Here is a 23,527-nt window from a genome sequence, read left to right on the forward strand (position 1 = left end):
AAACTATAAGCAGGCTTGAATTTGTCTATCAACCCATCCAAACATGGACGCATCATAAGCAGGAGGGCAGGGTGAGCACCGCAGATTTACACCCGATGGCCACAGGACATATTCCGTCCTATGTGACCCAGGCGGACGGAAGTGATTTTCTTTTTACATTCATGCTCATATTCACGGTCATCGTGATCGTGCTGATCGGGGTGGGGTACTTCACCCTGCATTCGATCCCGGAAAAGATCGCGCATGAATCCAACCACCCTCAGTTCCAACTGGTCGGGATATTGGCGCTTTTGGCCCTGTTCACCCATAATGGCCTGTTCTGGGTTGCGGCCATTCTGGTGGCCGGGTTCCAGTTTCCTGACTTTGCCGCCCCATTGCGGGGCATAGCCGACGCGATCCGATCTTTGGGACCGCAACGAGAGGCACAGCCGCCTGCGGATTTGCCCGACCCCGAACCCACCGCGCCGCAGGAGCACTAAGACATGCTTGAAACACTGATGTGCGCGCTGGTTACCGTGCTGCCAGACTACCTGTTCCGCCGCTTCGTTCAGGGCAAGCGGATCGGGCATGAAATCACCTTGTTTACAATGTGGTACGAACTGCGGTGGGGTCTGACGACCTGTGCCATTCTGGCGCTGACCGTGATCACCACGCTGTTCTATTTCCACCCCTCCAGCAGCACGGCTGCCTCCTATTTCCGGACCGTGACGATTCTGCCCCAACTGGGCGGACGGGTGTCCGAGGTGTATGTCCGCAACAACGAACTGGTCACCGCAGGCCAGCCGATTTTCCGGATCGAGGACTTCAGCCAGACCGCTCAGGTCGAGGCCGCGCATGCCCAGATTGCACAGGTTCAGGCCTCGCTAAAAGTGGCTGAGACCGATTTGGCCGAGGCCGATGCCGGGATCGCCGGGGCCCGTGCGGCGCTGGATCAGTCGCTTGAGGACCTTGAACGCAACACCACTCTGCGCGACGAAGGGTCCAGCGCGGTGCGTCTGGCCGAGATCGAGCGGCTGGAAAACCTTGTTGAAGAGCGCGAGGCGCAGGTGGTTGCGGCCCAATCGCAGCGGGCCGCCGTTGTCCAGCAGATCGAGGAGTTGATCCCCGCCCAACTGGCCAGCGCGAACGCGCAACTGGACGCCGCCCTGACCGAGTTGGACAAGACCGTGATCAATGCCGGTGTGACGGGCCGGGTCGAACAGTTCGGCCTGCAGGTGGGCGACTATGTCAGCCCGCTGCTGCGCCCGGCGGGTATTCTGGTGCCCTCGAACCTGGGCCGCGACCGGTTCCAGGCGGCGTTCAACCAACTGTCCGCGCAGGTCATCAAACCCGGCATGATCGGAGAGCTGGGGTGCATGACCAAGCCCTTCACCGTGATCCCGATGGTCGTGGTCGAGGTGCAGGACGTGATCCCCTCGGGCCAGTTCCGGCCCTCGGACGAATTGCGCGATGTGCAGAACAACACGGTTCCGGGCTCGATCCTTGTCTATATGGAGCCGCTCTATAAAGGCATGGCCGACAAGGTCCCGCCGGGCAGCAACTGTCTGGCGAATGTCTACACCGACAACCACGAACGGCTCGAGCACGAAGACCTGGGCTTCTGGGAAAGCACGTTCCTGCACGTGGTCGATACCATCGGCGTGGTCCACGCGGCGGGCCTGCGCCTGCGCCTGATCCTGATGCCGGTGAATACGCTGGTGCTGAGCGGGCATTGAGGCTGCAATACGCCATCAAGCGGTGGGTCGTGCCCACGGCTTGATGGCTACCCACCCCATACCCCTTAGAGAGGAGCCTGCCGTCGCGTGTTAGGCTCGGGCGCGGGTCGTCTCGTTCGGACCTTGACGGTTCGTGCGCGGCGCGGCGGCAAAAGGCCGGATCGCGCGGCGTGCTGTTGAGCTCACAAACCTGACGCAGGGACTGTGTTTCAGGCGCTGCCAGAATTTGCCCATCCGGGCGGTTTGGTTGTGGAGGTCTAGATTATTGCGCCAGTTTGAATTCCACAAGATCATCCAGCTTGCATCCATGGTTCAACAGTGCCTCCGTCAGAAGAAACGGAAGTTGACGCAGTGCCGGAAAATGCTCGCACATGTCATCCAGCGCGTTACTTTGCGCGATTGTCCTGAGTTGTTGCAGGTCAACTTGCTTTACCTTGAAGCCCAAAAAGTTGTGCAGGTGCCAAGCGGCCAGACGATCAGTAGCAAGCGGTTCGCCGTCCGCCCCTCTTTCTTTCCCTGAAAAAGGTGCTCGCGTCGTTTCTGCGACCACAACGAATTGATCTCTGCCTTGTTGGTGGACCGAGATCCGGCATGCCGTGACTTGGCACTGCTGAGGAACCTTGGATCGCTGAAATCTCTCGCGCAGGATCAGTTTACCTTCAACGAGAATAAACTGCCTCGGTTCCTGCGATGTTGAGGCAGTTTGATACAGTTTGAATGGGACGCGGCGCAGCAAGTCACCGTAGAGTTCAAGTAGCGGCTTTATCTGGTTCTTTTTGGCCAGTCTTTCACCGTTTTTCCATTTGCTGACCTGACTTTGACTTGTGCGGCACAGGCGGCGGATCTGGTCCTGCGTCATGCCGTCGTTCAGCGCAATTCGGATCAAGTCCTTGGTCTGAGGAAATAGTTCTTGTTCTTTTTTGGTGCTCATCACTCAACCTTAAATGGGCCGGGCGCACAAAAGCGCCCGCCGGTGCTTCATGATTTCTTGGAATTGGTCGATTTGCGGTTTGGATTCATCTGCGCACCCCGGTTCCCCTGATTTTTTGCATGCGTTTTGTTTTGCCCCGGATTGCCCTTGTTCGCGTTCTTCATGTCAGCGTTGTGGTTTGGTTTTTTCATGTCATTCTCCTTTTGATCTGACATGAACTTTTTAGGTTCGGCAATATCGTCTCTGTAAGGGTTGCAAATGGAATAGTTCGGAATATCCCGGAATATCTGACATTTCGCAGTTTTTGGGGACAAGAAAAAAGCCCGCCGATGTGGCGGGCTTTCCTTCAGGACAATGGCGCAACTTACTGCGGAATCTCGCCTTCCAGCCCTTCGACATAGAAGTTCATGCCTGCAAGTGTGCCGTCATCAGCGGTTTCACCTTCACCCAGCCAGTCGCTGCCGTCCTGCTTTTTCAGCGGACCGGTGAAGGGGTGGTACTCGCCCGCAGCCATGGCCGCCTTCATGGCCAGGGCCTCTTCTTTCACGTCCGCCGGAACGCGGTCGGAAATCTCACCGATTTCAACCATGCCTTCGCGAATACCGTCCCAGGTGTTCACGGTCTCCCAAGAGCCATCCATGACCGCCTGAGTGCGCGCGATGTAGTAGGGGGCCCAGTTGTCGATGATCGATGACACACGCGGGAAGGGGGCGTATTCGCTCATGTCCGAGGCCTGACCGAAGGTGACAACGTTGCCCGCCTCCTGCGCGGCCGCCTGCGGCGCGGTCGAGTCGGTGTGCTGCAGGATCACGTCCGCGCCCTGTTCGATCAGAACGGTCGCGGCGTCGGCTTCTTTCGCCGGATCGAACCAGGTGTAGGCCCAGACGATCTTGAACTCGACATCCGGGTTCACCTTCTTGGCGTGGATATAGGCCGAGTTGATGCCACGGATCACTTCGGGGATCGGGTAGGACCCGATATAGCCGATGATGTTCGATTCCGTCATCTTACCGGCGATGTGGCCCTGAACGGCGCGACCTTCGTAGAAACGGGCCGAATAGACCGACACGTTCGGCGCGGTCTTATACCCGGTTGCGTGTTCGAACTTCACGTTCGGGAACTTCTTGGCCACGTTGATGGTCGGGTCCATGTATCCGAACGAGGTGGTGAAGATCAGATCAGCCCCTTCCAGCGCCATCTGAGTCATGACACGCTCAGCATCCGGGCCTTCGGGCACGGATTCGACAAAGACGGTTTCGACCTTGTCGCCGAACTCTTCCTCGACGGCCAGACGGCCCTTGTTGTGCTCATAGGTCCAGCCGCCGTCGCCCACCGGGCCGACATAGACGAAACCGACCTTGGTCTTGTCCTCGGCCATGGCCCCCGAGGCCAGCCCCAGCGCCATTGCAGCGCTCGTCAATAGAGTGGTGAATTTCATGTAGTTACTCCCCAAGTTGGTTCAGTTGGCCCCTAGTGCGAGGCATGGAAGGTCCGGCCCAATGCGGCAGGTGCGCTGCTCTTGTCGGCCGAAAGGATCACGAGCACAAGGATCGTGATGATGTAGGGCGACATTGCCAGATACTCGACTGGAATGGCAACGCCCGCCGCCTGCAAATTAAGCTGCAATACGGTGATGCCGCCGAACAAATAGGCACCCAGCAAGGCCCGCCATGGTTTCCAGCTGGCGAACACCACCAGCGCCAGCGCGATCCAGCCCACACCGGCGGTCATGCCCTCGGTCCATTGGGGCACGCGGATCAGGCTGATATACGCGCCGCCCATACCCGCGCTGGCCCCGCCAAACAGGATCGCCATGATGCGGATTTTGATCACTTTGTAGCCCAACGCATGCGCCGCATCGTGGTTTTCGCCAACCGCGCGCAGGATCAGGCCGACGCGGGTGTATTTCAGCGTGGCCCAGACCGCCGCCGTCAGCGCGATCCCGACATATAGGATCGGGTCATGCTGAAACAGGATCGGGCCGATCACCGGAATGTCGCTGATCACGGGGATGTGGATTTCACCCATATCGGGCGGTTTTACCCCCACATAGCTCTGCCCCATCAGCGCGCTGAACCCCAGACCAAACAGCGTCAGGGCGAGACCACTGGCGACCTGATTGGCCAGCGCCACCTGCGTCAGCAGCACGAACAACAGCGACAGCACCGCGCCGCCAACGGCCGCCGCGATAAAGCCCAGCCAGGGGGAGCCGGTCTCAACCGAGATCGCAAAGCCGCTGATTGCGCCCACGATCATCATCCCCTCGACGCCGAGGTTCAGAACGCCTGCTTTCTCGACGACCAGTTCTCCGATCGCGGCCAGCAGCAGGGGGGTTGCGGCCACCATCAGCGAGGCGACCAGAAGGACGGGGTTAATTTCACCAAGGTCCATGTCACGCTACCTCGCTACGGGCCGCACGGATGCGGTAGTTTGTCAGAAGATCGAAGGCCAGCAGGAAGAACAAAAGCATCCCCTGGAACACCTGAATGGCGGCGGCAGGCAAGCCCAGTTGCGACTGGGCGATTTCCCCGCCAATGTAGGTCAACGCCATCAGGCCACCGGCCAGCAGGATGCCCACGGGATGCAGGCGGCCCAGAAAGGCCACGATAATCGCGGTAAAGCCGTAGCCCACGTTAAAATCGATGCTGACCACGCCCGAGGGGCCAGACACTTCGAACATCCCCGCAAGCCCGGCCAGCGCGCCAGACAGGCCCAGACAGAACAGGATCAGCCGCGCCGGGTTCACACCGGCAAACTTGGCGGCACGCGGCGCTTCACCCGTCAGGCGGATATGAAAGCCCAGCATATGCCGGTTCAGCAGGACATAGGCAAAGATCACAGCGATCAGAGCCGTCACGACGCCCCAATGCATCCCAGACCCAGCAATCAGCTCGGCATTATGCGCGCTGTCATAGGATTGCAGGTTGCGCGAGCCGGGAAAACCAAAGCCCTCGGGGTTTTTCAATAACCCCAGCGACACCGAGGCCAGCATCTGCTCGGCCACATAGACCAGCATCAGCGATACAAGGATTTCATTGGTCCCAAACCGCACCTTCAGGAAGGCGGGGATCATCGCCCACAGCCAACCGCCAAAGGCTCCGGCAATCACCATGATCGGAAAGATGTACCACGCGTCCAGCGGGTAGAAGGCCAGACCCGCACCGGCACCAAAAATGGCACCCATGATGTACTGTCCCTCGGCTCCGATGTTCCAGATACCGGCGCGAAAACCCAGCGACAAACCAATGGCGATCAACACCAGCGGCGCGCCTTTCACCAGCAATTGCGGGCGGTAGTAAAAGGAAAACTCACCGAACAGAGGTTCCCAGAAAATCGTGCCAATGGCCTCGACCGGGTTCTTGCCCAGAACGGCGAACAAAATGCCGCCAAACACCATCGTCGCGATCACCGCGACCAGAGGGGTGGCATAAGACCACGCCTTGGACGGCTGAGGCCGCTTCTCCAACACAATCATCTGCTCACATCCCTCATGTCTTCTTCTCGTTCAAAATACGGCCGCCGGAGGCGGTTCAACGCGTCACACATGCGCCACCTCCATCCCATGGGCACCACCCATCATCAGACCGATCTCATCCACGGTCAGACCCGTGGTGTCGCGTGGCGCGCTCAACCGCCCTTCGTTGAGGGCCGCAAAGCTGTCCGAGATTTCCATCAACTCATCGAGGTCCTGCGAAATACAGATCACCGCAGTTCCCTTGGCAGCCAGGTCCAAAATGGCCTGCCGGATTGAGGCCGCAGCCGCCGCGTCCACGCCCCAGGTTGGCTGGTTCACCACCAGCACATCTGGGTTCTGCAGCACTTCGCGACCGATCACGAATTTCTGCAGGTTCCCGCCCGACAGCGAGCGCGCTGCGTTCTCAGGCCCCGGCGTCCGGACGTCAAAAGCGCTGATGATCTTCTCAGCAAAACTCTTGGTTTCGGCCCATTTCAGGAATCCGTTGCTTTCCAGCCCTTCGCGAACCGATCCGGTCAGCAGGGCGTTTTCGGTCAGGCTCATATCCGGCGCGGCAGCGTGGCCCAGCCGTTCCTCAGGTGCGGTCAACACGCCCAGCTTGCGGCGCGAAGTGGGTCCGAGTTTCCCGATCGGCTGGCCGTTGAACTTGATCGCATCGGCAGCCGTCGTGATTTCTCCGGACAACACGCCCAACAATTCGTCCTGCCCGTTCCCGGCGACGCCACCGATGCCCAGAACCTCTCCTTTCCGGACCGTCATGTGGACGTTCTTGAGGGCCGTCCCGAATTCGGATGGTGAGGGCACCGACAATCCGCTGACATCCAGCGCGATCTCACCGAATTCACGGCCCGAGCGTTCAGGCGTCTGCAGGGTCGATCCCACCATCATCTCGGCCATATCTCGCGCCGAGGTCTCGGCCGGAACACATTCGCCCACATTCTTGCCCAGACGCAGGATCGTGGCGTGATCGCACAGCGTCCGAATCTCTTCCAGCTTGTGCGAAATATAGAGGATCGAGGTGCCTTCGGATCGCAATTTGTTCAGCGTCTCGAACAGGATATCAACCTCCTGAGGTGTCAGAACGCTGGTTGGTTCATCCATGATCAACAGCTTCGGGTCCTGCAGCAGGCAGCGAATGATCTCGACTCGCTGGCGCTCGCCCGCAGACAGATCGCCAACCGTGCGATAGGGGTCCAGCGGCAGGCCATAGGTTTCCGACACTTCCCGGATACGCGAGGCCAGATCACCCATCGGGGGCGGGTTTTCCATTCCCAAAGCGATGTTCTCGGCGACGTTCAACGCGTCAAACAGCGAGAAATGCTGAAAAACCATCGCAATCCCGTCACCACGCGCAGCGCGCGGTTCAGGCGGGGCAAAAGGCTGGCCGCGCAGCAGCATCGTGCCGCTGTCGGGTTTGACCAGCCCATAGATCATCTTCACCAGCGTGGATTTACCCGCGCCGTTTTCGCCCAGCAGGGCGTGTACCTCGCCTTCACCGATGTCGAAAGACACCTGATCATTGGCCACGACGCCGGGATAGGCCTTGGTCAGCCCTTGAAGGCTCAAAAGTGGAGTGGTCACGCGCTCAGGTCCTTCTTCAACTCGGTCTGCCGGGCCGGGCGCAGAAGCTGCGCGGCGACGCCGACGGCGATCATTTGTGGGTGCTTGCCCAGACCGGGATCGCCGATCGGGCAGGTGATCCGGCTGATCCGCTCAGGCGAGTGCCCAAGGGCCGCCAGCCGCGACCGGAATCGCGCCCATTTCGTAGCCGAGCCAATCAGCCCCGCAAAGCGGAAATCATGCGAAAGCAGCCGGTTACACAGCTCAAGGTCCAGATTGTGCGAATAGGTCAGCACCAGATGCTCGGCATCATGCGGGGCGTGGCGGACCAGTTCCGCCGGTTTTGCCGCCGGAAGGACTGTTACATCTACCGGAACATCCTTCGGAAACCGCTCGGGGCTCGTATCCACCCATGTGATGGCCAGATCGGGCAGGGGTGACAGAACATCGACCAGCCCCCGGCCCACATGCCCCGCGCCCCAGATCCAGAGGTTGCGCGCAGGCTTGTGCACCGGTTCCACCATCCAGCCATCGACCAACTGCGGTTCAGGCGCGATTCCCTGACCGCGCGCTGCCGCCAGCAGGCGTTTGACCGACAGGGGCATATCCCCATCTGTCGCCGAACGCGCAATCATCGTGTCGTCCAGTGCATTCAGGGTATCGAGGTCATAGACCTCGCTCAGCAAAGACACCGCCCCGCCGCAGCATTGCCCCATTTCGGGGCCAAGTGCGTGATGAGTCAGGCGGGCGGGGTCGGTCTGTGACCGCGCTGTCTGCGCCGCCCGAAATTCCAGTGTACCGCCGCCGATAGTGCCGCTTTGGCCATCTTTCCAAACCAGCATCGCAGCGCCAACTTCGCGGGGGGACGATCCCTTGATTCCGGCGATAACCACCCGGACTACGCGCCCGTGGGTCTTGACCGCCTCCCTCAAAGCCTCTAGGTCAAATCCCATGAGATGCCTCCCTTCATCCTTTGGACGCCGCGCCAGACCTCTTCAGCCGTGGCAGGAGCATCCAGCGCCGGGTAGGCAGTGCCGCAGGTGGCGATCGCATTCGACAAAGCCAACCACGCCGATATGCCCAGCATGAAGGGCGGCTCGCCCACTGCTTTCGAGCGATAGATCGTATCCTCGCGGTTCTCGCCGTCCCAGAGCGCGACGTTGAAGATGTCGGGCCGGTCCGAGCAGGCGGGGATCTTGTAGGTCGAAGGCGCGTGCGTGCGCAGGTTGCCCTTGTCGTCCCAGACCAGCTCCTCGGTTGTCAGCCAGCCCGCGCCTTGCACGTAACCGCCTTCGACCTGCCCGATATCCAGCGCCGGGTTCAGCGATGCGCCTGCGTCATGCAGGATGTCGGTGCGCAGGATGCGGTTTTCACCCGTCAGCGTGTCCACGGCGACCTCGGTGACCGAGGCACCATAGGCGAAGTAGAAGAAAGGGCGGCCCCGACCTGCGATGCGGTCCCATTCGATCTTGGGGGTCTTGTAGAAGCCTGTCGCTGACAGGCTAATGCGGCCCTGATAGGCCAGTGCTGCGGCCTCTGCGAAGCTGTAACGTTCCGCGCCTACCGAAACATGGCCATCGGAGAAGGTGATCGTAGACGGATTGGCCTGATGGCGCTCGGCCAGATAGTCCGCCATTCGATCGCGGATCGTATCGCAGGCCGCCTTTACGGCCATGCCGTTCAGGTCACTTCCGGATGACGCAGCCGTGGCCGAGGTGTTCGGCACCTTGGCCGTATCCGTTGCGGTGATCTTCACCATCTCCAGCGGGATGCCAAAACGCGACGCGGCCACCTGCGCGACTTTCTGGAACAGGCCTTGTCCCATCTCGGTGCCGCCATGGTTCAGGTGGACCGAGCCGTCCTGATAGACATGCACCAGAGCGCCCGCCTGATTGAGGTGGGTCAGCGTAAAGGAAATCCCGAATTTGACGGGGGAGAAAGCGATGCCCTTCTTGATCACGCTGTTCTCGGCATTCCACTTCGCGATGGCGGCTTTCCGTGCGGCATAGTCGCTGGATGTCAGCAGCGCTTGGGTCATGCCGTGCAGCTCGAAATCGCTGACCTCCATACCGTAAGGCGTCGTGTTGCCGCCTTGGGGTAGAGGGCGCACGGGCGCGTCGCCCATCTCAACTGCGCCGCGGCTTGTCAGGTCTTCATGTGGGTCGGGATGACCTAGTGGTTCCTCGTGCAGCGGCTGATCAGCCACTTTATGCGCGGGCTCGTAGTAATTGCGGCGGCGCAGTTCGACGGGGTCCAGCCCAAGCGCGTGCGCGGCGTGGTCCATCACGCGTTCGATGCCGACCATGCCCTGAGGGCCGCCGAACCCGCGATAGGCGGTGGCGGATTGGGTGTTGGTCTTCAGCCGGTGGCTCTCGATCCGCGCGTTGGGCAGCAGATAGGCGTTGTCCGAATGCAGCATCGCGCGGTCGGCGACGGGTAGGGACAGGTCCTGCGCCCAGCCGCAGATCGCGTAGTGCAGGAAGGAAACACCCCGAATATGTCCATGTTCATCAAACCCGGCCTTGTAGGCGATGCGGAAAGCATGGCGCTTGCCGGTAATGATCATGTCGTCATCGCGGTCATAGCGCATCTTGCAGGCTTTGCCGGTGGCGCGGGCAGCAATGGCGCAGGCAACGGCCAAAGCGTTGCCCTGACTTTCTTTGCCGCCAAAACCGCCACCCATGCGGCGGGTTTCGACGCGCACGGCGTGCATGGGAACGCCCAACGCATCGGCCACTTTGTGCTGTATCTCGGTCGGGTGCTGCGTCGAGCTGTGCACCAGCATATCCGCGCCTTCGTTCGGCACGGCCAGAGCGGCCTGACCTTCCAGATAGAAATGTTCCTGCCCACCCAGTTCGAACGAGCCTTCGATCACGTGGGGCGCGCTGGCGATGGCCGCTTCGGCATCGCCCTTGGCATAGATGCGGGGGCCGTCTTCGAACCGGCTGTCGGCGGCCAAAGCGTCTTCGACCGTCAGGATCGGTGTCTCTTCGGCATAGTCGATTCTACCCAGCCGCGCGGCCTTGCGGGCGGCCAGATGGCTGGTGGCGATGACCAGAAACACGGGCTGGCCGATGTAATGAACGGTTCCGTCCGACAGCAGCGGTTCATCATGGATGGACGGGGAGACGTCATTGGCAAAGGGCAGGTCGTCTGCCGTCATCACCATCACCACGCCATCGGCGGCTTTGACCGCTGACAAGTCCATCGCGCTGATCTTGCCCTTGGCAATCGGGCTGAGGCCGAATGCGAGATGCAGAGACCCCTTTGGCGTCGGGATGTCATCCACATAACGCGCCGTGCCGGACACATGCAGCGGAGCGGCATCGTGGGGGAGGGGTTTGGACACGCTCATGCCGACACCTCCAATACGTTGGTGACTTCGCCCTGATCTTCGAGGAAATAGCGTTCCAACATCGCTTTGGCCGTTTCCAGACGATAGGTGGCCGAGGCGCGCATGTCCGTGAGTGGAGTGTAGTCGTCGGCAAAGGCGGGTAGCGCGGCGTCGATTGTCTCGCGCGTCCAGGGTTTGCCGATCAGTGCGGCCTCGACGTTGGTTGCCCGTTTCGGAATGCCCGCCATGCCGCCAAACGCGATGCGCGCCTGTGTGACGGTGCCGTCCGAGACGGTGATGTTGAAGCAGCCGCAGACGGCTGAGATGTCCTGATCAAACCGCTTGCTGAGCTTGTAGACCTTGAGCCGGTCGGGCTGGCGGGGGAAGCTGACGGCCTCGACGAATTCACCGGGCGTGCGGTCCTGTTTGCCGTAGCCGATGAAGAAGTCTTGCAACGGGATCGCCCGGCGGGCATCGCCCTTGCGCAGATGCAGGGTTGCACCTAGCGCGATCAGCGCGGGCGGGTTGTCCCCGATGGGTGAGCCGTTGGCGATGTTGCCGCCCACGGTGGCCGCGTGGCGCACCTGAACGCTGGCATAACGGCGGATCATCTCGGCGTAAGAAGGATGCAGGTCCGCCAGCGCTGCGCCCATGCGGTTCATGTCGACCATTGCGCCAAAGCGGATTTCGGTGTCGGTGATGGTGATGTCCTTGAGGTCGTCGCAGCGGCTGAGGAAGATCACCGGGTCGAGGTCGCGCAGTTGCTTGGTGACCCAGAGGCCGACATCCGTCGCTCCGGCGATCAGGGTGGCGTCGGGGTGTTCGGCATAAAGTGCGGCAAGTTCGTCGACGGTTTCGGGCAGGAAGGGGGGCTCTGCCCCCCGGCCTGCGGCCTCCCCCCGAGGTATTTTTGAACAAGAGAAGGATTGGTCGTTGGTGACCCATTTCGGGATGGGGTGGGGTTCGGCAGCTTTGGCGGCGCGGGTGATGGGGGCGTAGCCGGTGCAGCGACACAGGTTGCCGGCAAGCTGGGTGTCGTGATCGGTTGCGCCATTGGCGTGGCCTGCGACCATCGACATCACGAAGCCGGGGGTGCAGAAGCCGCATTGCGAGCCGTGCAGGTCGACCATCGCCTGTTGCACCGGGTGTGGTTCCTGATCGGGGCCGCTTGCGCCCTCGACCGTGCGGACCGCTTTGCCGTGCAGTTGAGGCAAGAACAGGATGCAGGAATTCAGCGCTTTGGCCGTGCCGTCTTCGGTGACCATGATCGTGCAGGCCCCGCAATCGCCTTCGTTGCAGCCTTCCTTGGTACCGGTCAGGCCGCGATCTTCGCGCAGCCAGTCCAGCAGGGTGGCCGTCGGATCGACATCCGCCAGCTCCACTGTCTCTCCGTTCAGAAGAAACGTGATATTCATTCGAGAAACCCGTCGCGTTACCCTGTTGCGCCCGTTGGGCCCTCCTTCGATGCGACGTAGAAAGAGTGGCGGGCGGAGTGCTTGCCGGTTGATGTTAGAAACAGCGCGGCTGATCTGGCAAGAAAAACTGCCTGCGCGATGTATCATTAGACCTTGTTGGGGGTGATGTTCTGTGTGTGTGGAACTTTTAGCGGCTTGAAACTAAAGCGCTTTTTTATCTACGCGCTCAGTGTCCCCCGAAGCACCTTCTGAAAAAGCCGAATAATCATAGGTGATTTTTTAGGCATCCCAAGGCATCGGTTCCCGCTTTTGCAGCGCCGCTGGCTGGGATAGCGTGGGGGTATGAGCAGTACTCCTCGATTCATTCACCTCCGCGTTCACACCGAATTTTCATTGCTGGAAGGCGCTGTGCGGCTGAAAAAGCTGCCGGGGCTTTGCGAGAAGGCAGAGATGCCCGCAGTTGCAGTGACGGACACCAATTCGATGTTCTCGGCGCTGGAATTTTCGGTGACCGCCAGCGGGGCCGGTATCCAGCCGATCATGGGCTGTCAGGTTGATTTGGCGTTTGTGCAGGCGCAGCCGGGGGAAAAGCCCAAAGTGCCCGCTCCGTTGGTGCTGCTGGCGCAGTCCGAGGTTGGGTATGAGAACCTGATGAAGCTGAGCACCTGTCTGTACGTGGACAAGGACGGGCAGTTGCCGCAGGTCACGTTGGACGAGTTGGCTGAGCGGTCGGACGGTTTGATCTGCCTGACCGGTGGGCCGGACGGGCCGGTGGGGATGTTGCTGCAACAAGGACAGCGTCCGGCGGCGGAGGCTTTGGTGGATCGTCTGGCGGGGATGTTCCCGGATCGTCTGTATATCGAGTTGCAGCGTCACCCCGGCGAGGACGGGCAGCCCGAGGCCGAACGTCTGACCGAGCGCGGGCATGTTGAATTGGCTTATGCCAAGAACCTGCCTCTGGTTGCCACAAACGATGTCTACTTCCCGACCTCGGATATGTATGAGGCACATGACGCGCTGATCTGCATCGCCGAGGGGGCTTATGTGGATCAGCAGGACGACCGTCGCCGTCTGACCGCGCAACACTATTTCAAGTCGCAGCAAGAGATGGTGACGCTGTTCGCTGATCTGCCCGAGGCCGTCGAAAATACGGTTGAGATCGCGCGCCGATGCGCCTTTATGGCGTATCGCCGCGATCCGATCCTGCCGAAATTCGCCGACGATGAAGTCGCCGAGCTGCGCCGCATCGCCAATGACGGCCTACAGAAGCGTCTGGCTGTGATCCCCCATGCGGTGACACCCGAGGAATATCAGGAACGGCTGGATTTCGAGCTGGGTATCATCGAGGGCATGGGGTTTCCCGGCTACTTCCTGATCGTTGCGGATTTTATCCAATGGGCCAAGGATCACGACATTCCGGTGGGGCCGGGGCGGGGCTCGGGTGCGGGCTCGCTGGTGGCTTATGCGCTGACGATCACCGACCTTGACCCGCTGCGCTATTCGCTGCTGTTCGAACGGTTTCTGAACCCCGAGCGGGTCTCGATGCCCGATTTCGATATCGACTTCTGCATGGATCGCCGCGAAGAGGTGATCCGCTATGTTCAGCAGAAATATGGGCGCGATAAGGTGGGGCAGATCATCACCTTCGGTGCGTTGCTGTCAAAAGCCGCCGTGCGCGATATCGGGCGGGTTTTGCAGATGCCATACGGGCAGGTGGATCGTCTGTCCAAGATGATCCCGGTTGAGGGGGTCAAACCTGTCTCCATCGAAAAGGCGCTGAAAGACGAGCCGCGCCTGCGCGAAGAGGCGCGGAACGAAGAGGTTGTGGACCGGTTGCTGAACTATGGCCAGCAGGTCGAAGGATTGTTGCGAAACGCATCGACCCATGCGGCGGGGGTTGTGATTGGCGACCGGCCTCTGGACGCGCTCGTCCCAATCTATCAGGATCCGCGCTCGGATATGCCTGCGACCCAGTTCAATATGAAATGGGTCGAACAGGCCGGGTTGGTGAAATTCGACTTTCTGGGCCTGAAGACGCTGACCGTGATTCAGAACGCGATGGACCTGATCTTCAAATCCGGTCGGTCCTTGCACGTGGCCGCTGACGGTACCGAACTTTATGAACCCGCCGACGGGGCCGAGAACCAGATCAACGCCATCCCGCTGGATGACGAGGCGACGTACAAACTCTATTCAGCCGCCAAGACAGTGGCGGTGTTTCAGGTGGAATCCTCGGGCATGATGGATGCGCTCAAGCGGATGAAGCCGGACTGTATCGAAGATATCATCGCTCTTGTGGCCCTCTATCGTCCCGGCCCGATGGAGAACATCCCCAAGTTCTGCGAGGTCAAGAACAAGCTGAGCCAACGCGACACACTGCACCCGTCCATCGACCATATTCTGGACGAAACCCAAGGCATCATCGTTTATCAGGAACAGGTGATGCAGATCGCGCAGGAAATGGCGGGTTACAGCCTTGGCGGCGCGGACCTGCTGCGCCGCGCGATGGGTAAGAAAATTCAAGAGGCGATGGATGCCGAGCGGCCCAAATTCCTCAAAGGTGCTGCCGAGAACGATGTGGACGAGGCCAAGGCGACCGAGGTCTGGAACCTGCTGGATAAGTTCGCCAACTACGGCTTCAACAAATCCCACGCGGCGGCCTACGCGGTGGTCAGCTATCAGACCGGCTGGTTGAAGGCGAACCATCCGGTCGAGTTCATGGCCGGCGTGATGAACTGCGATATCCACCTGACCGACAAGCTGGCGGTCTATTTCGAAGAGGTCCGCAAGGGGTTGGAGTTGCCCTACGTCCCGCCTTGCGTAAACCGGTCTCAGGCGACCTTCGACGTGGTAGATCAGCATCTGGTCTACGCGCTGGGCGCGTTGAAAAACGTGGGCGTCGAGGCGATGAACCTTGTGGTCGCAGGCCGCGCGGATAAGCCTTTTGTTAACCTGTTCGATTTCGCCCGCCGGGTCGATCTGAAGAAAGTTGGCAAGCGCCCGTTGGAGATGCTGGCGCGGGCCGGGGCCTTTGACGAGCTCGACAAGAACCGCCGTCGGGTGTTCGAAAGCCTCGACCCGCTGGTGCAGTATTCGGCGGCGATTCATGACCAGAAGAACTCGAACCAGGTGTCTCTGTTTGGCGAGGCGGGTGATGACCTGCCCGAACCGCGCCTGTCGCCCTCGCCCGACTGGCTGCCTGCGGAACGGCTGAGCGAAGAGTTCAAGGCCATCGGCTTTTATCTCTCCGGCCACCCGCTGGACGACTACATGCCCGCGCTGAAACGCAAGCAGGTGCTGACGCTGGATGAGGTGACGGAAAAGGCCCGCTCGGGCCCGCTGATTGCCAAGATGGCGGGCGTTGTCGCCGGTCGGCAGGAGCGGAAATCGGCGCGCGGCAACCGCTTTGCCTTTGCGCAACTGTCGGACCCGACAGGGGCCTATGAGGTTACGCTGTTCTCGGAAACGCTCGAGAAAAGCCGTGAATTTCTGGAAACCGGTGCGCAAGTGGTGTTGACTGCCGAGGCAACAATGGAGGCGGATCAGCTCAAGCTGCTGGGCCGATCTGTCGGGCCAGTGGATTCGGTCGTGGCCGAGGCCGGAGCGACTGGCTTACGCATCTTTCTGGACGAAGCGCAGGCGCTGCCCACCGTTGCCAAGGTTCTGGCAGATGCGGCGGAGGCGGCCAAGAACGCCTCGCGCGGGCCGATTCAGTTGCTGCTGATTGCACCGGGCCTGCCCGGTGAGGTCGAGATGGATCTGGGCCACGACTTCCCGATCAACCCGCAGATCAAGGGGGCGATCAAATCTCTGGAAGGTGTGATCTCGGTCGAGGAAATCTGACGCCGGGCTTTGTTGCCAGACGGTTAGCACCCCGCTAGGCTGGGTGCAGACGGATTGATTGGGCATAGCCACGGGAGGGTGTTCACATGACGATTTCAGGTCTCGGGTTCAGAACGGTTGCGATGGCGGCTGTCGCGTCGCTTGCTTTGGCATCGGCCGGTTTGGCGGATGACAAAAAGAAGAAAAACACCATCGAAGGCGCTTTGATCGGCGCTGGTGTCGGTGCCCTGATCGGCGACGGCAAGGGCGCGGCCATCGGCGGCGTGGCCGGGGCGATTATCGGACATAACTGGAAGTGAGCGCGATGATGAATGCACTACGACCCGTATTCGCTGCCCTGTGCGTATCCCTGCCGGGTTCGGTCCTGGCCGACGAGGCCGCCGAACAAATGGTTCAGGACGCTTTGCCCGTGATGCACTACACATGCGCCTCGATTGCAGAAGAGGCGGATGGGGATGAGGCCTTTGTGGTGGAGGTTGTCGGAAAGATGACCGCACTGTCGCTGTATAACCGACAGATCAATATCGAAGATCACGCGACCACGGACGAGGAAAAAGCCCAACTCCGCGAAGCCTTCATCGCCGCTTTGTCCGAGGGCTGCGCGGCGGACAAGGATGCCCTTTTGGGTGGCGTGGTCGATGACGCGGTGAAATCGACGCTGGGGTTGTAAGCGCTCAGTAATGCGGCGGGCGTTCGTCGCCGTAGACGATCCCGCCTGATCCTTCCTGTGACCGTTCGGCCTCACGCTGAAACAGCATCTCGACCCGGCGGGTCAGGCGGTCGATCTCGTTCTGTTGCCGGGTGACGATCGTGTTCAGGTCCTCGACGGTGCGGGTCAGGTGGGCGATCTGTTCTTCCAGATGCTGCATGGGGCACTCCTTTGCGGGTGGTCATACCGGCGCGCGCCGGGCAAGGCCAGTGAAACCCTGCCTTGCCCCGATGCAGGCCATGGGATAGACCGCGCGCGGAAGATGACCGCGAAGGACGCCCCACATGGCCAAGCCCAAGAAACAGCCCCGCCCCAAGGCCGTCACGCCGAAAGGCTTCCGCGACTATTTCGGTCAGGAAGTATCGCAGCGCACCGAGATGCTGCGGACAATTGCGGGCGTCTATCATCGCTATGGGTTCGACGCTTTGGAGAGCAGCGCGGTCGAGACGGTCGAGGCGCTGGGCAAGTTCCTGCCCGATGTGGATCGCCCCAACGAGGGCGTCTTTGCGTGGCAGGAGTTTGACGAGGGTGGCAACGGCGATTGGATGGCTTTGCGCTATGACCTGACCGCGCCGCTGGCCCGCGTCTATGCGCAGCACCGCAACGACCTGCCAACGCCCTATCGCCGCTATGCGATGGGTCCGGTCTGGCGCAACGAAAAGCCCGGGCCGGGGCGGTATCGTCAGTTTTATCAGTGTGATGCGGATACGGTCGGCACGGCCTCGATGGCTGCGGATGCCGAGATCTGCGCGATGCTGTCGGACACGCTTGAGACCGTGGGCATCCCGCGCGGCGATTATCTGGTGCGGGTCAATAACCGCAAGGTTCTGAATGGCGTGCTTGAGGCGATGGGGCTGGGCGAAGACGCCGCCGCCCGCGACAATGTCCTGCGCACCATCGACAAGTTCGACAAGGTGGGCGAGGCCGGGGTGCGAGAGTTGCTGACCAAGGGCCGTCTGGACGCCTCGGGCGCGTTCATTGACGGTGTGGGCCTCAGCGACGATCAGGCCGAGCCGGTGATTGCTTTCCTGACCTCCAAGGCTGCGGATACCGCTGGAACGCTGTCCAACCTGCGTGCTGCGGTGGGCGACAGCAAGATCGGCGCGGATGGCATTGCCGAGCTGGAACAGATCGGTGCTCTGCTGGATGCTGGCGGCTATGGCGCGGATCGGATCGAGATTGACCCCTCGGTCGTGCGTGGCCTCGGCTACTACACCGGGCCGGTTTATGAGGCCGAGCTGACCTTTGAGATTTTCGACGAAAAAGGCCGCAAGCGGCAGTTCGGATCGGTCTCGGGCGGCGGGCGCTATGACGATCTGGTCAAGCGGTTCACCGGGCAGGAAGTCCCCGCGACCGGCATCTCAATTGGCGTCGACCGCCTGCTGGCCGCCTTGCGTGAGAAGGGCCGGATAACCTCGCAAGCGACAGGCCCCGTCGTTGTGACCGTCATGGACCGAGACCGGATGGCCGACTATCAGGCCATGGTTGCCGAACTGCGCAACGCGGGTATCCGGGCCGAGGTCTATCTGGGCAACCCGAAGAACTTCGGCAATCAGCTGAAATACGCGGACAAGCGGAATTCTCCGATTGCGGTGATCGAAGGCGGCGACGAAAAAGCCAATGGGATCGTGCAGATCAAGGACCTGATCCTTGGCGCCAAGATCGCCGAAAGCGCGACGCTGGAGGAATGGAAAGAGCGCCCCAGCCAGTTCGAAGTGCCGCGCGGTGACCTGGTCGCCAAGGTGCGTGAAATTCTGGACAGTCAGGACTGACCTATGCCCAACCGTTCCCAGATACAGGCTCGCGCCGCGATGATGCGTGTCCGGTTCGAGGCGGCGGGGGCGCAGGTGGTCGACACGCCTCTGCTGCAACCTGCAGGCACCCTGCTGGACCTCTACGGCGAGGATATCCGTGCCCGCGCCTACGTGACCTCGGACGCGCTGCGGGGCGAGCAGATGTTGCGCCCCGACTTCACCCTGCCCGTGGTGCAGATGCACATGCGCGAGGGGGCCGAGCCCGCGCGCTACACCTATTCGGGTGAAGTGTTCCGGCGGCAGGAGCATGATCCGGATCGCTCGAACGAGTACATTCAGGTCGGATACGAGGTCTTTGACCGCGACGATCCCGCCGGGGCGGATGCCGAGGTCTTCTCGCTTTTCGCGCTGCAACTGCGTGGCCTGCCACTGCGGGCCGCGACCGGCGATATTGGCATTCTGACGGCGGCGGTGGCGGGCCTGAACACGACCGAACGCCGCAAGGCCGCGCTGATGCGGCACCTGTGGCGTCCGCGCCGGTTCCGGCTGCTGCTGGATCGTTTCGCGGGGCGCAAAACGGCCCCGGAGGGGCGCGATGCCCTGCTGGACGCCGCCGACCCGATGGCCTTCGATTTCCCAATGATCGGCAAACGTCGCACGCCCGAGATCGCAGCGCGGATCGAGGCGTTGCGCGAAGACCGCGACACGCCAGCGATTTCCGACAACGAACTGGCGGGGCTCGAAACGCTGCTGAACGTGCGCGAAACTATGCCCTTCGCGCTGGAGCACCTGCGGGACGTGGCCGTGGACCTGCCCCAGATCACCCCGGCGCTGGACCGGCTCGAGGCACGGATTGCCGCTTTGCAGGCGCGCGGTGTCGATGTGGACCGTCTGGATTTCGAAGCCTCTTACGGCCGCACCTCGATGGAATATTATGATGGCTTCGTGTTTGGTTTTTACGCCGAGCGCCGCCCCGATCTGCCGCCCATTGCCACCGGCGGGCGCTATGACGCGCTGACCCGGCAGTTGGGCGAGGGCGCCGAGATTCCCGCTATCGGTGGTGTGATCCGCCCGGATCTGATGCTCGAGATCGAGGAGGACGCGCTATGAGCCTGAAACTGGGCGTGCCCTCAAAAGGCCGATTGATGGAGAAGACTTTCGCCTGGTTCGAAAAGCGCGGCATCACCCTGTCGCGCAGCGGATCGGACCGGGAATATTCGGGCCGGGTCGAGGGAATCGACGGCGTTTCGCTGATCCTGCTGTCCGCCGGGGAAATCCCGCGCGAACTGGCAGCGGGGCGTATTCATCTGGGCGTGACCGGCATTGATCTGGTGCACGAAAAACTGCCGCGCTGGGAGCAGCAGGTCGAAGAAATCTCGCAGCTTGGGTTTGGCAAGGCCGACCTAATCATCGCTGCGCCCGCCTGCTGGGTCGATGTGGATACGCTGGACGATCTGGATGCGGCGGCAGCAGCCTTTCGCAAAACCCACGGTCACCGCTTGCGGATCGCCACCAAATATCACCGGCTGGTGCGCGAGTTCCTGGCCGATGCGGGCGTCGCCGATTACACTCTGGTCGACAGTCAGGGCGCGACTGAAGGCACCGTGATGAACGAAACCGCCGAGGCGATTGCCGACATCACCTCGACCGGAGAAACCCTGCGCGCGAACCACCTGAAAATATTGTCGGACGGGCTGATCCTGCAATCGCAGGCAACGCTGTGGCGCAGTAGGGTGGCGAAATGTGATCCGGCTGATAAAGCGGTTCTGAACCAGTTGCTGGATCGGTTGAGTTAAAGCACCCCGATCTCGGCCAGCGCGCGGTTGAGATCGTCGGGCAGGGCGTCGTCCTGTTCGCGGGTTTTCGGTAGGTCGGCAGGCGTATCCTCGGGCTTTAGATAGCGCCAACCCTGAAACGGGCGTTTCAGGGCGTTCTGGGTCCGGTGAACTTCGGGGTCCAGCACGATGGCGCAGCGGCGGATGCCGTCCTCGCCGCGTACTTCGTCCAGCCGCAGGATGCGCTGGCGGCATTGTACGACACCCTTGATGACCCAGTAGATCGACCCGCCGTTCAGAATCTCGGCCTCGCGCTTGGGCCACATGCGGGTGACGTGGCGCGGGCAGCCGTCCTCGTACAGCGGCTTGCGGCTGTCCTGCCACGCGATCAGCGTCTCGACGCTTTCTGAACCGACCGACAGTTTGATGAGGTTTATGTACTTATCCACAGCTTTCCCACAGAGTCGTCCATCGACTATCTAGTCATTGTAGCTCATGCGAGATTGTCATCAAGGTATTGTGGGTGTTAGCCTGTATCCCTTCGTCAGCACAGGGAATCACCAATGAGCCGCTTTGCCGCCCCCATCGCCGAGCAGATCTGGGACATGAAATACCGTTTCAAACAGGCGGATGGCACGCCCATCGACCAGACGGTCGAGGATAGCTGGCGGCGCATTGCCCGCGATCTGGCGCGGGTTGAGGATGATCCGGCCCATTGGGAAGAAAAGTTCTATGCGGCGCTGGAAGATTTCAAATACCTGCCAGCCGGGCGCATCACCGCAGGCGCAGGCACCGCGCGTCAGGTGACCCTGTTCAACTGTTTCGTCATGGGCACCGTGCCCGACAGCATGGGCGGCATCTTCGACATGCTGAAAGAGGCCGCTTTGACGATGCAGCAGGGCGGCGGGATCGGCTATGATTTCTCGACCATCCGACCGCGGGGCGCGGATGTGAAAGGTGTGGCGGCGGATGCCTCGGGGCCGTTGTCGTTCATGGATGTATGGGACGCGATGTGCCGCACGATCATGTCCGCGGGCTCGCGCCGGGGGGCGATGATGGCGACCATGCGGTGCGATCACCCGGATATCGAACAGTTCATCACCGCCAAATCCGACCCGGCCCGCTTGCGCATGTTCAACATGTCGGTGCTGGTGACCGATCCGTTCATGGAGGCCGTCAAGGCCGATGGCCCGTGGGATTTGGTGTTTGGCGACAAGGTCTATCACACCGTTCAGGCTCGGGATCTGTGGAACAAGATCATGCAGGCCACCTATGACTATGCCGAACCGGGCGTGATCTTCATCGACAGGATCAATGCGGCCAACAACCTGAGCTATGTCGAGACCATCGCGGCCACGAACCCCTGTGGCGAGCAGCCTCTGCCGCCTTACGGTGCCTGCTTGCTGGGCTCGATCAACCTGGCGCGTCTGGTGGCCGAACCGTTCGAGGACGCCGCGCATCTGGATGAGGCAGCGCTGCAGGAATTGGTCGCAACCTCGGTGCGGATGATGGACAACGTGGTGGACGCGTCGAAATTCCCGCTGGCCGAGCAGGAAGCCGAAGCGCAGGACAAGCGTCGCATCGGGCTGGGCGTGACCGGCTTGGCGGATGCGCTGCTGATGCTGGGCCTGCGCTATGGGTCCGACGAGGCGGCGCGTCAGACCGAGCGCTGGTTGCACAGTATCGCCCGCGCCGCCTATCTGGCCTCGGTGCAATTGGCGAAGGAGAAGGGGGCGTTTCCCTTGTTCGACGCCGAGAAATATCTGGCCAGTGGCACCATGCAGCAGATGGATGACGATGTGCGCGATGCGATCCGCGAACATGGTATCCGCAACGCGCTGCTGACCTCGATTGCGCCGACGGGGACGATTTCCCTGTATGCAGGCAACGTGTCTTCGGGGATCGAGCCGGTCTTTGCCTATGCCTATACGCGCAAGGTTTTGCAAAAGGATGGCTCGCGCACCGAGGAAGAGGTCGTGGATTATGCCGTGCAGATGTGGCGCGACAAGTTCGGCGACACAGAGTTGCCGGACTATTTCGTCAATGCGCAAACGCTGTCCCCCTCTGACCATGTGAAGATGCAGGCGGCGGCGCAGAAATGGATCGACAGCTCGATTTCCAAGACGATCAACTGCCCCGAGGATATCAGCTTTGACGCCTTCAAGGATGTCTACATGCAGGCCTGGGATCAGGGCTGCAAGGGCTGCACCACATACCGTCCCAACGATGTAACCGGCTCGGTCCTGACAGTCTCGGAAAGCGACGATAAGGCACCGGGCGAAAGCGCTGATGCCCCGCATCAGGTCGATGGCGGTGAGGTTGTCTACATGTCCGAGCCGCTGGACCGCCCGCAGGCGCTTGAGGGCTCGACCTACAAGCTGAAATGGCCCGACAGCGAGCACGCCATCTATCTGACGATCAACGATATCGTCCACGGAGGTCGCCGTCGCCCGTTCGAGGTGTTCATCAACTCAAAAAACATGGAGCACTACGCGTGGACTCTGGCGCTGACCCGGATGATCTCGGCCGTGTTCCGTCGGGGCGGGGATGTTTCTTTCGTCGTGGAAGAACTGAAAGCCGTGTTCGATCCGCGCGGCGGGGCCTGGGTGAAGGGCAAGTATATCCCCTCGATCCTGGCCGCGATTGGCGGCGTGATCGAGCAGCATATGATCAGCATCGGCTTTCTGGAAGGTGAGGGCATGGGCCTGAAATCCGACCCGCAGGCGCAGGTGGTCAACATGGACGCCCCGCGCGGCAAGGCGTGCCCGTCCTGCGGCCAGTTTGACATGGTGATGATTGAGGGCTGCATGACCTGCCGCAGTTGTGGGCATTCGAAATGCGGCTAGGGCGGTAGCTCAAAAAACAGGCGAAGGACCAGTTTTCAACGCGTTAGTCTTAGACCGGTCCAGCCTTCTGATTCACTTCTGCAACATTCATCTGATTGCTGCATTTCGGTCTCTTTTCCGCCGGAATCGGGACTGATAGTAGAATGTGAGTAAGTGGTGGGCAGTCAAAA

The 23,527-nt window shown here is 61.1% G+C and carries 19 protein-coding genes; 9 read left to right on the plus strand and 10 right to left on the minus strand.

The genetic code is table 11. From position 1 onward, the window contains the following. Positions 1-95: 95 nt before the first annotated feature. Positions 96-479, plus strand: a complete 384-nt coding sequence (locus tag ACR0JN_RS00165) for a hypothetical protein (protein ID WP_480818665.1) — start codon at positions 96-98, stop codon at positions 477-479. A 3-nt stretch (positions 480-482) separates the two neighbouring features. Then, a complete protein-coding gene (locus ACR0JN_RS00170) occupies positions 483-1,715 on the plus strand; it encodes an HlyD family secretion protein (RefSeq protein WP_480883304.1) in 1,233 nt (410 codons plus the stop codon). Positions 1,716-1,977: 262 nt separating this feature from the next. Here ACR0JN_RS00170 and ACR0JN_RS00175 read toward each other — a convergent pair whose 3' ends face one another. The 8 genes from ACR0JN_RS00175 to xdhA all read right to left on the minus strand — a co-directional run bounded on the left by ACR0JN_RS00175 (position 1,978) and on the right by xdhA (position 12,430). Then, on the minus strand, positions 1,978-2,646 hold the full coding sequence (locus ACR0JN_RS00175; RefSeq protein ID WP_480883306.1) for a hypothetical protein: 669 nt from the start codon (positions 2,644-2,646) through the stop codon (positions 1,978-1,980). Between the two features lie 364 nt (positions 2,647-3,010). Then, on the minus strand, positions 3,011-4,084 hold the full coding sequence (locus ACR0JN_RS00180) for a BMP family ABC transporter substrate-binding protein (protein WP_480818631.1): 1,074 nt from the start codon (positions 4,082-4,084) through the stop codon (positions 3,011-3,013). A gap of 32 nt (positions 4,085-4,116) precedes the next feature. Next, positions 4,117-5,037 (minus strand): ABC transporter permease, encoded by a 921-nt coding sequence (locus ACR0JN_RS00185; protein WP_480883308.1) that lies wholly within the window; start codon positions 5,035-5,037, stop codon positions 4,117-4,119. A 1-nt stretch (position 5,038) separates the two neighbouring features. Next, positions 5,039-6,121, minus strand: coding sequence for an ABC transporter permease (locus ACR0JN_RS00190; protein WP_480883310.1), 1,083 nt, complete (start codon positions 6,119-6,121; stop codon positions 5,039-5,041). A 63-nt stretch (positions 6,122-6,184) separates the two neighbouring features. Further along, positions 6,185-7,702: an ABC transporter ATP-binding protein gene (locus tag ACR0JN_RS00195; protein WP_480883312.1), complete on the minus strand. Its 1,518-nt coding sequence runs from the start codon at positions 7,700-7,702 to the stop codon at positions 6,185-6,187. Further along, a complete protein-coding gene (gene xdhC / locus ACR0JN_RS00200; RefSeq protein ID WP_480883314.1) occupies positions 7,699-8,634 on the minus strand; it encodes a xanthine dehydrogenase accessory protein XdhC in 936 nt (311 codons plus the stop codon). The genes ACR0JN_RS00195 and xdhC overlap by 4 nt, the downstream gene beginning before the upstream one ends. Beyond that, complete coding sequence (xdhB, locus tag ACR0JN_RS00205) at positions 8,619-11,036, minus strand: xanthine dehydrogenase molybdopterin binding subunit (RefSeq protein WP_480883316.1); 2,418 nt, start codon at positions 11,034-11,036, stop codon at positions 8,619-8,621. The genes xdhC and xdhB overlap by 16 nt, the downstream gene beginning before the upstream one ends. Continuing rightward, positions 11,033-12,430 carry a xanthine dehydrogenase small subunit gene (xdhA, locus tag ACR0JN_RS00210; RefSeq protein WP_480883318.1) on the minus strand — a complete coding sequence of 466 codons (1,398 nt, stop codon included), beginning with the start codon at positions 12,428-12,430 and terminating at the stop codon, positions 11,033-11,035. Before xdhA ends, xdhB begins: the two co-directional genes overlap by 4 nt. A gap of 342 nt (positions 12,431-12,772) precedes the next feature. Here xdhA and dnaE point away from each other — a divergent pair, with 342 nt between their 5' ends. The 3 genes from dnaE (at position 12,773) to ACR0JN_RS00225 (ending at position 16,943) form a co-directional block, all read left to right on the plus strand. Next, entirely contained in the window at positions 12,773-16,273 is a 3,501-nt protein-coding gene (gene dnaE, locus ACR0JN_RS00215; protein WP_480883320.1) for a DNA polymerase III subunit alpha, read from the plus strand. A gap of 86 nt (positions 16,274-16,359) precedes the next feature. Further along, complete coding sequence (locus ACR0JN_RS00220; protein WP_480818623.1) at positions 16,360-16,572, plus strand: YMGG-like glycine zipper-containing protein; 213 nt, start codon at positions 16,360-16,362, stop codon at positions 16,570-16,572. 8 nt (positions 16,573-16,580) lie between these two features. Then, positions 16,581-16,943: a hypothetical protein gene (locus ACR0JN_RS00225; RefSeq protein ID WP_480883322.1), complete on the plus strand. Its 363-nt coding sequence runs from the start codon at positions 16,581-16,583 to the stop codon at positions 16,941-16,943. Positions 16,944-16,947: 4 nt separating this feature from the next. Here the strand turns inward: ACR0JN_RS00225 and ACR0JN_RS00230 are convergent, their stop codons facing one another. Continuing rightward, positions 16,948-17,142 carry a SlyX family protein gene (locus ACR0JN_RS00230; protein ID WP_480883324.1) on the minus strand — a complete coding sequence of 65 codons (195 nt, stop codon included), beginning with the start codon at positions 17,140-17,142 and terminating at the stop codon, positions 16,948-16,950. Positions 17,143-17,266: 124 nt separating this feature from the next. Between ACR0JN_RS00230 and hisS the strand changes: the two genes are divergently transcribed. From hisS to hisG, 3 genes are read left to right on the plus strand one after another with little or no spacing between them, the layout of a single operon-like run. Then, the gene (gene hisS / locus ACR0JN_RS00235; RefSeq protein ID WP_480883326.1) at positions 17,267-18,754 is read left to right on the plus strand and encodes a histidine--tRNA ligase; all 1,488 of its coding nucleotides are present in this window, start codon (positions 17,267-17,269) and stop codon (positions 18,752-18,754) included. A 3-nt stretch (positions 18,755-18,757) separates the two neighbouring features. Further along, positions 18,758-19,846: an ATP phosphoribosyltransferase regulatory subunit gene (locus ACR0JN_RS00240; RefSeq protein ID WP_480883328.1), complete on the plus strand. Its 1,089-nt coding sequence runs from the start codon at positions 18,758-18,760 to the stop codon at positions 19,844-19,846. Then, positions 19,843-20,532 (plus strand): ATP phosphoribosyltransferase, encoded by a 690-nt coding sequence (gene hisG / locus ACR0JN_RS00245; RefSeq protein WP_480883330.1) that lies wholly within the window; start codon positions 19,843-19,845, stop codon positions 20,530-20,532. Before ACR0JN_RS00240 ends, hisG begins: the two co-directional genes overlap by 4 nt. Here hisG and ACR0JN_RS00250 read toward each other — a convergent pair. After that, positions 20,529-20,960, minus strand: coding sequence for a DUF1489 family protein (locus ACR0JN_RS00250; RefSeq protein ID WP_480883332.1), 432 nt, complete (start codon positions 20,958-20,960; stop codon positions 20,529-20,531). The two genes, hisG and ACR0JN_RS00250, sit on opposite strands and share 4 nt — an antisense overlap. Before the next feature lie 114 nt (positions 20,961-21,074). On the opposite strand from ACR0JN_RS00250, the gene ACR0JN_RS00255 reads away from it, so the two are divergent. Beyond that, a complete protein-coding gene (locus ACR0JN_RS00255) occupies positions 21,075-23,357 on the plus strand; it encodes an adenosylcobalamin-dependent ribonucleoside-diphosphate reductase (RefSeq protein WP_480883334.1) in 2,283 nt (760 codons plus the stop codon). The last annotated feature ends 170 nt before the right edge of the window (positions 23,358-23,527 follow it).

This window comes from Ruegeria sp. G12, from assembly GCF_056533565.1.

Bases quoted from the DNA above. Each gene is read 5' to 3' on its own strand.
- ACR0JN_RS00190 (WP_480883310.1), bottom strand. From the start codon at position 6,121: ATGATTGTGTTGGAGAAGCGGCCTCAGCCGTCCAAGGCGTGGTCTTAT.
- xdhB (WP_480883316.1), bottom strand. From the start codon at position 11,036: ATGAGCGTGTCCAAACCCCTCCCCCACGATGCCGCTCCGCTGCATGTG.
- ACR0JN_RS00175 (WP_480883306.1), bottom strand. From the start codon at position 2,646: ATGAGCACCAAAAAAGAACAAGAACTATTTCCTCAGACCAAGGACTTG.
- hisS (WP_480883326.1), top strand. From the start codon at position 17,267: ATGGCCAAGCCCAAGAAACAGCCCCGCCCCAAGGCCGTCACGCCGAAA.
- ACR0JN_RS00170 (WP_480883304.1), top strand. From the start codon at position 483: ATGCTTGAAACACTGATGTGCGCGCTGGTTACCGTGCTGCCAGACTAC.
- ACR0JN_RS00165 (WP_480818665.1), top strand. From the start codon at position 96: ATGGCCACAGGACATATTCCGTCCTATGTGACCCAGGCGGACGGAAGT.
- ACR0JN_RS00240 (WP_480883328.1), top strand. From the start codon at position 18,758: ATGCCCAACCGTTCCCAGATACAGGCTCGCGCCGCGATGATGCGTGTC.
- ACR0JN_RS00180 (WP_480818631.1), bottom strand. From the start codon at position 4,084: ATGAAATTCACCACTCTATTGACGAGCGCTGCAATGGCGCTGGGGCTG.
- ACR0JN_RS00230 (WP_480883324.1), bottom strand. From the start codon at position 17,142: ATGCAGCATCTGGAAGAACAGATCGCCCACCTGACCCGCACCGTCGAG.
- hisG (WP_480883330.1), top strand. From the start codon at position 19,843: ATGAGCCTGAAACTGGGCGTGCCCTCAAAAGGCCGATTGATGGAGAAG.
- ACR0JN_RS00185 (WP_480883308.1), bottom strand. From the start codon at position 5,037: ATGGACCTTGGTGAAATTAACCCCGTCCTTCTGGTCGCCTCGCTGATG.
- xdhC (WP_480883314.1), bottom strand. From the start codon at position 8,634: ATGGGATTTGACCTAGAGGCTTTGAGGGAGGCGGTCAAGACCCACGGG.
- ACR0JN_RS00255 (WP_480883334.1), top strand. From the start codon at position 21,075: ATGAGCCGCTTTGCCGCCCCCATCGCCGAGCAGATCTGGGACATGAAA.
- ACR0JN_RS00220 (WP_480818623.1), top strand. From the start codon at position 16,360: ATGACGATTTCAGGTCTCGGGTTCAGAACGGTTGCGATGGCGGCTGTC.
- ACR0JN_RS00225 (WP_480883322.1), top strand. From the start codon at position 16,581: ATGAATGCACTACGACCCGTATTCGCTGCCCTGTGCGTATCCCTGCCG.
- xdhA (WP_480883318.1), bottom strand. From the start codon at position 12,430: ATGAATATCACGTTTCTTCTGAACGGAGAGACAGTGGAGCTGGCGGAT.
- dnaE (WP_480883320.1), top strand. From the start codon at position 12,773: ATGAGCAGTACTCCTCGATTCATTCACCTCCGCGTTCACACCGAATTT.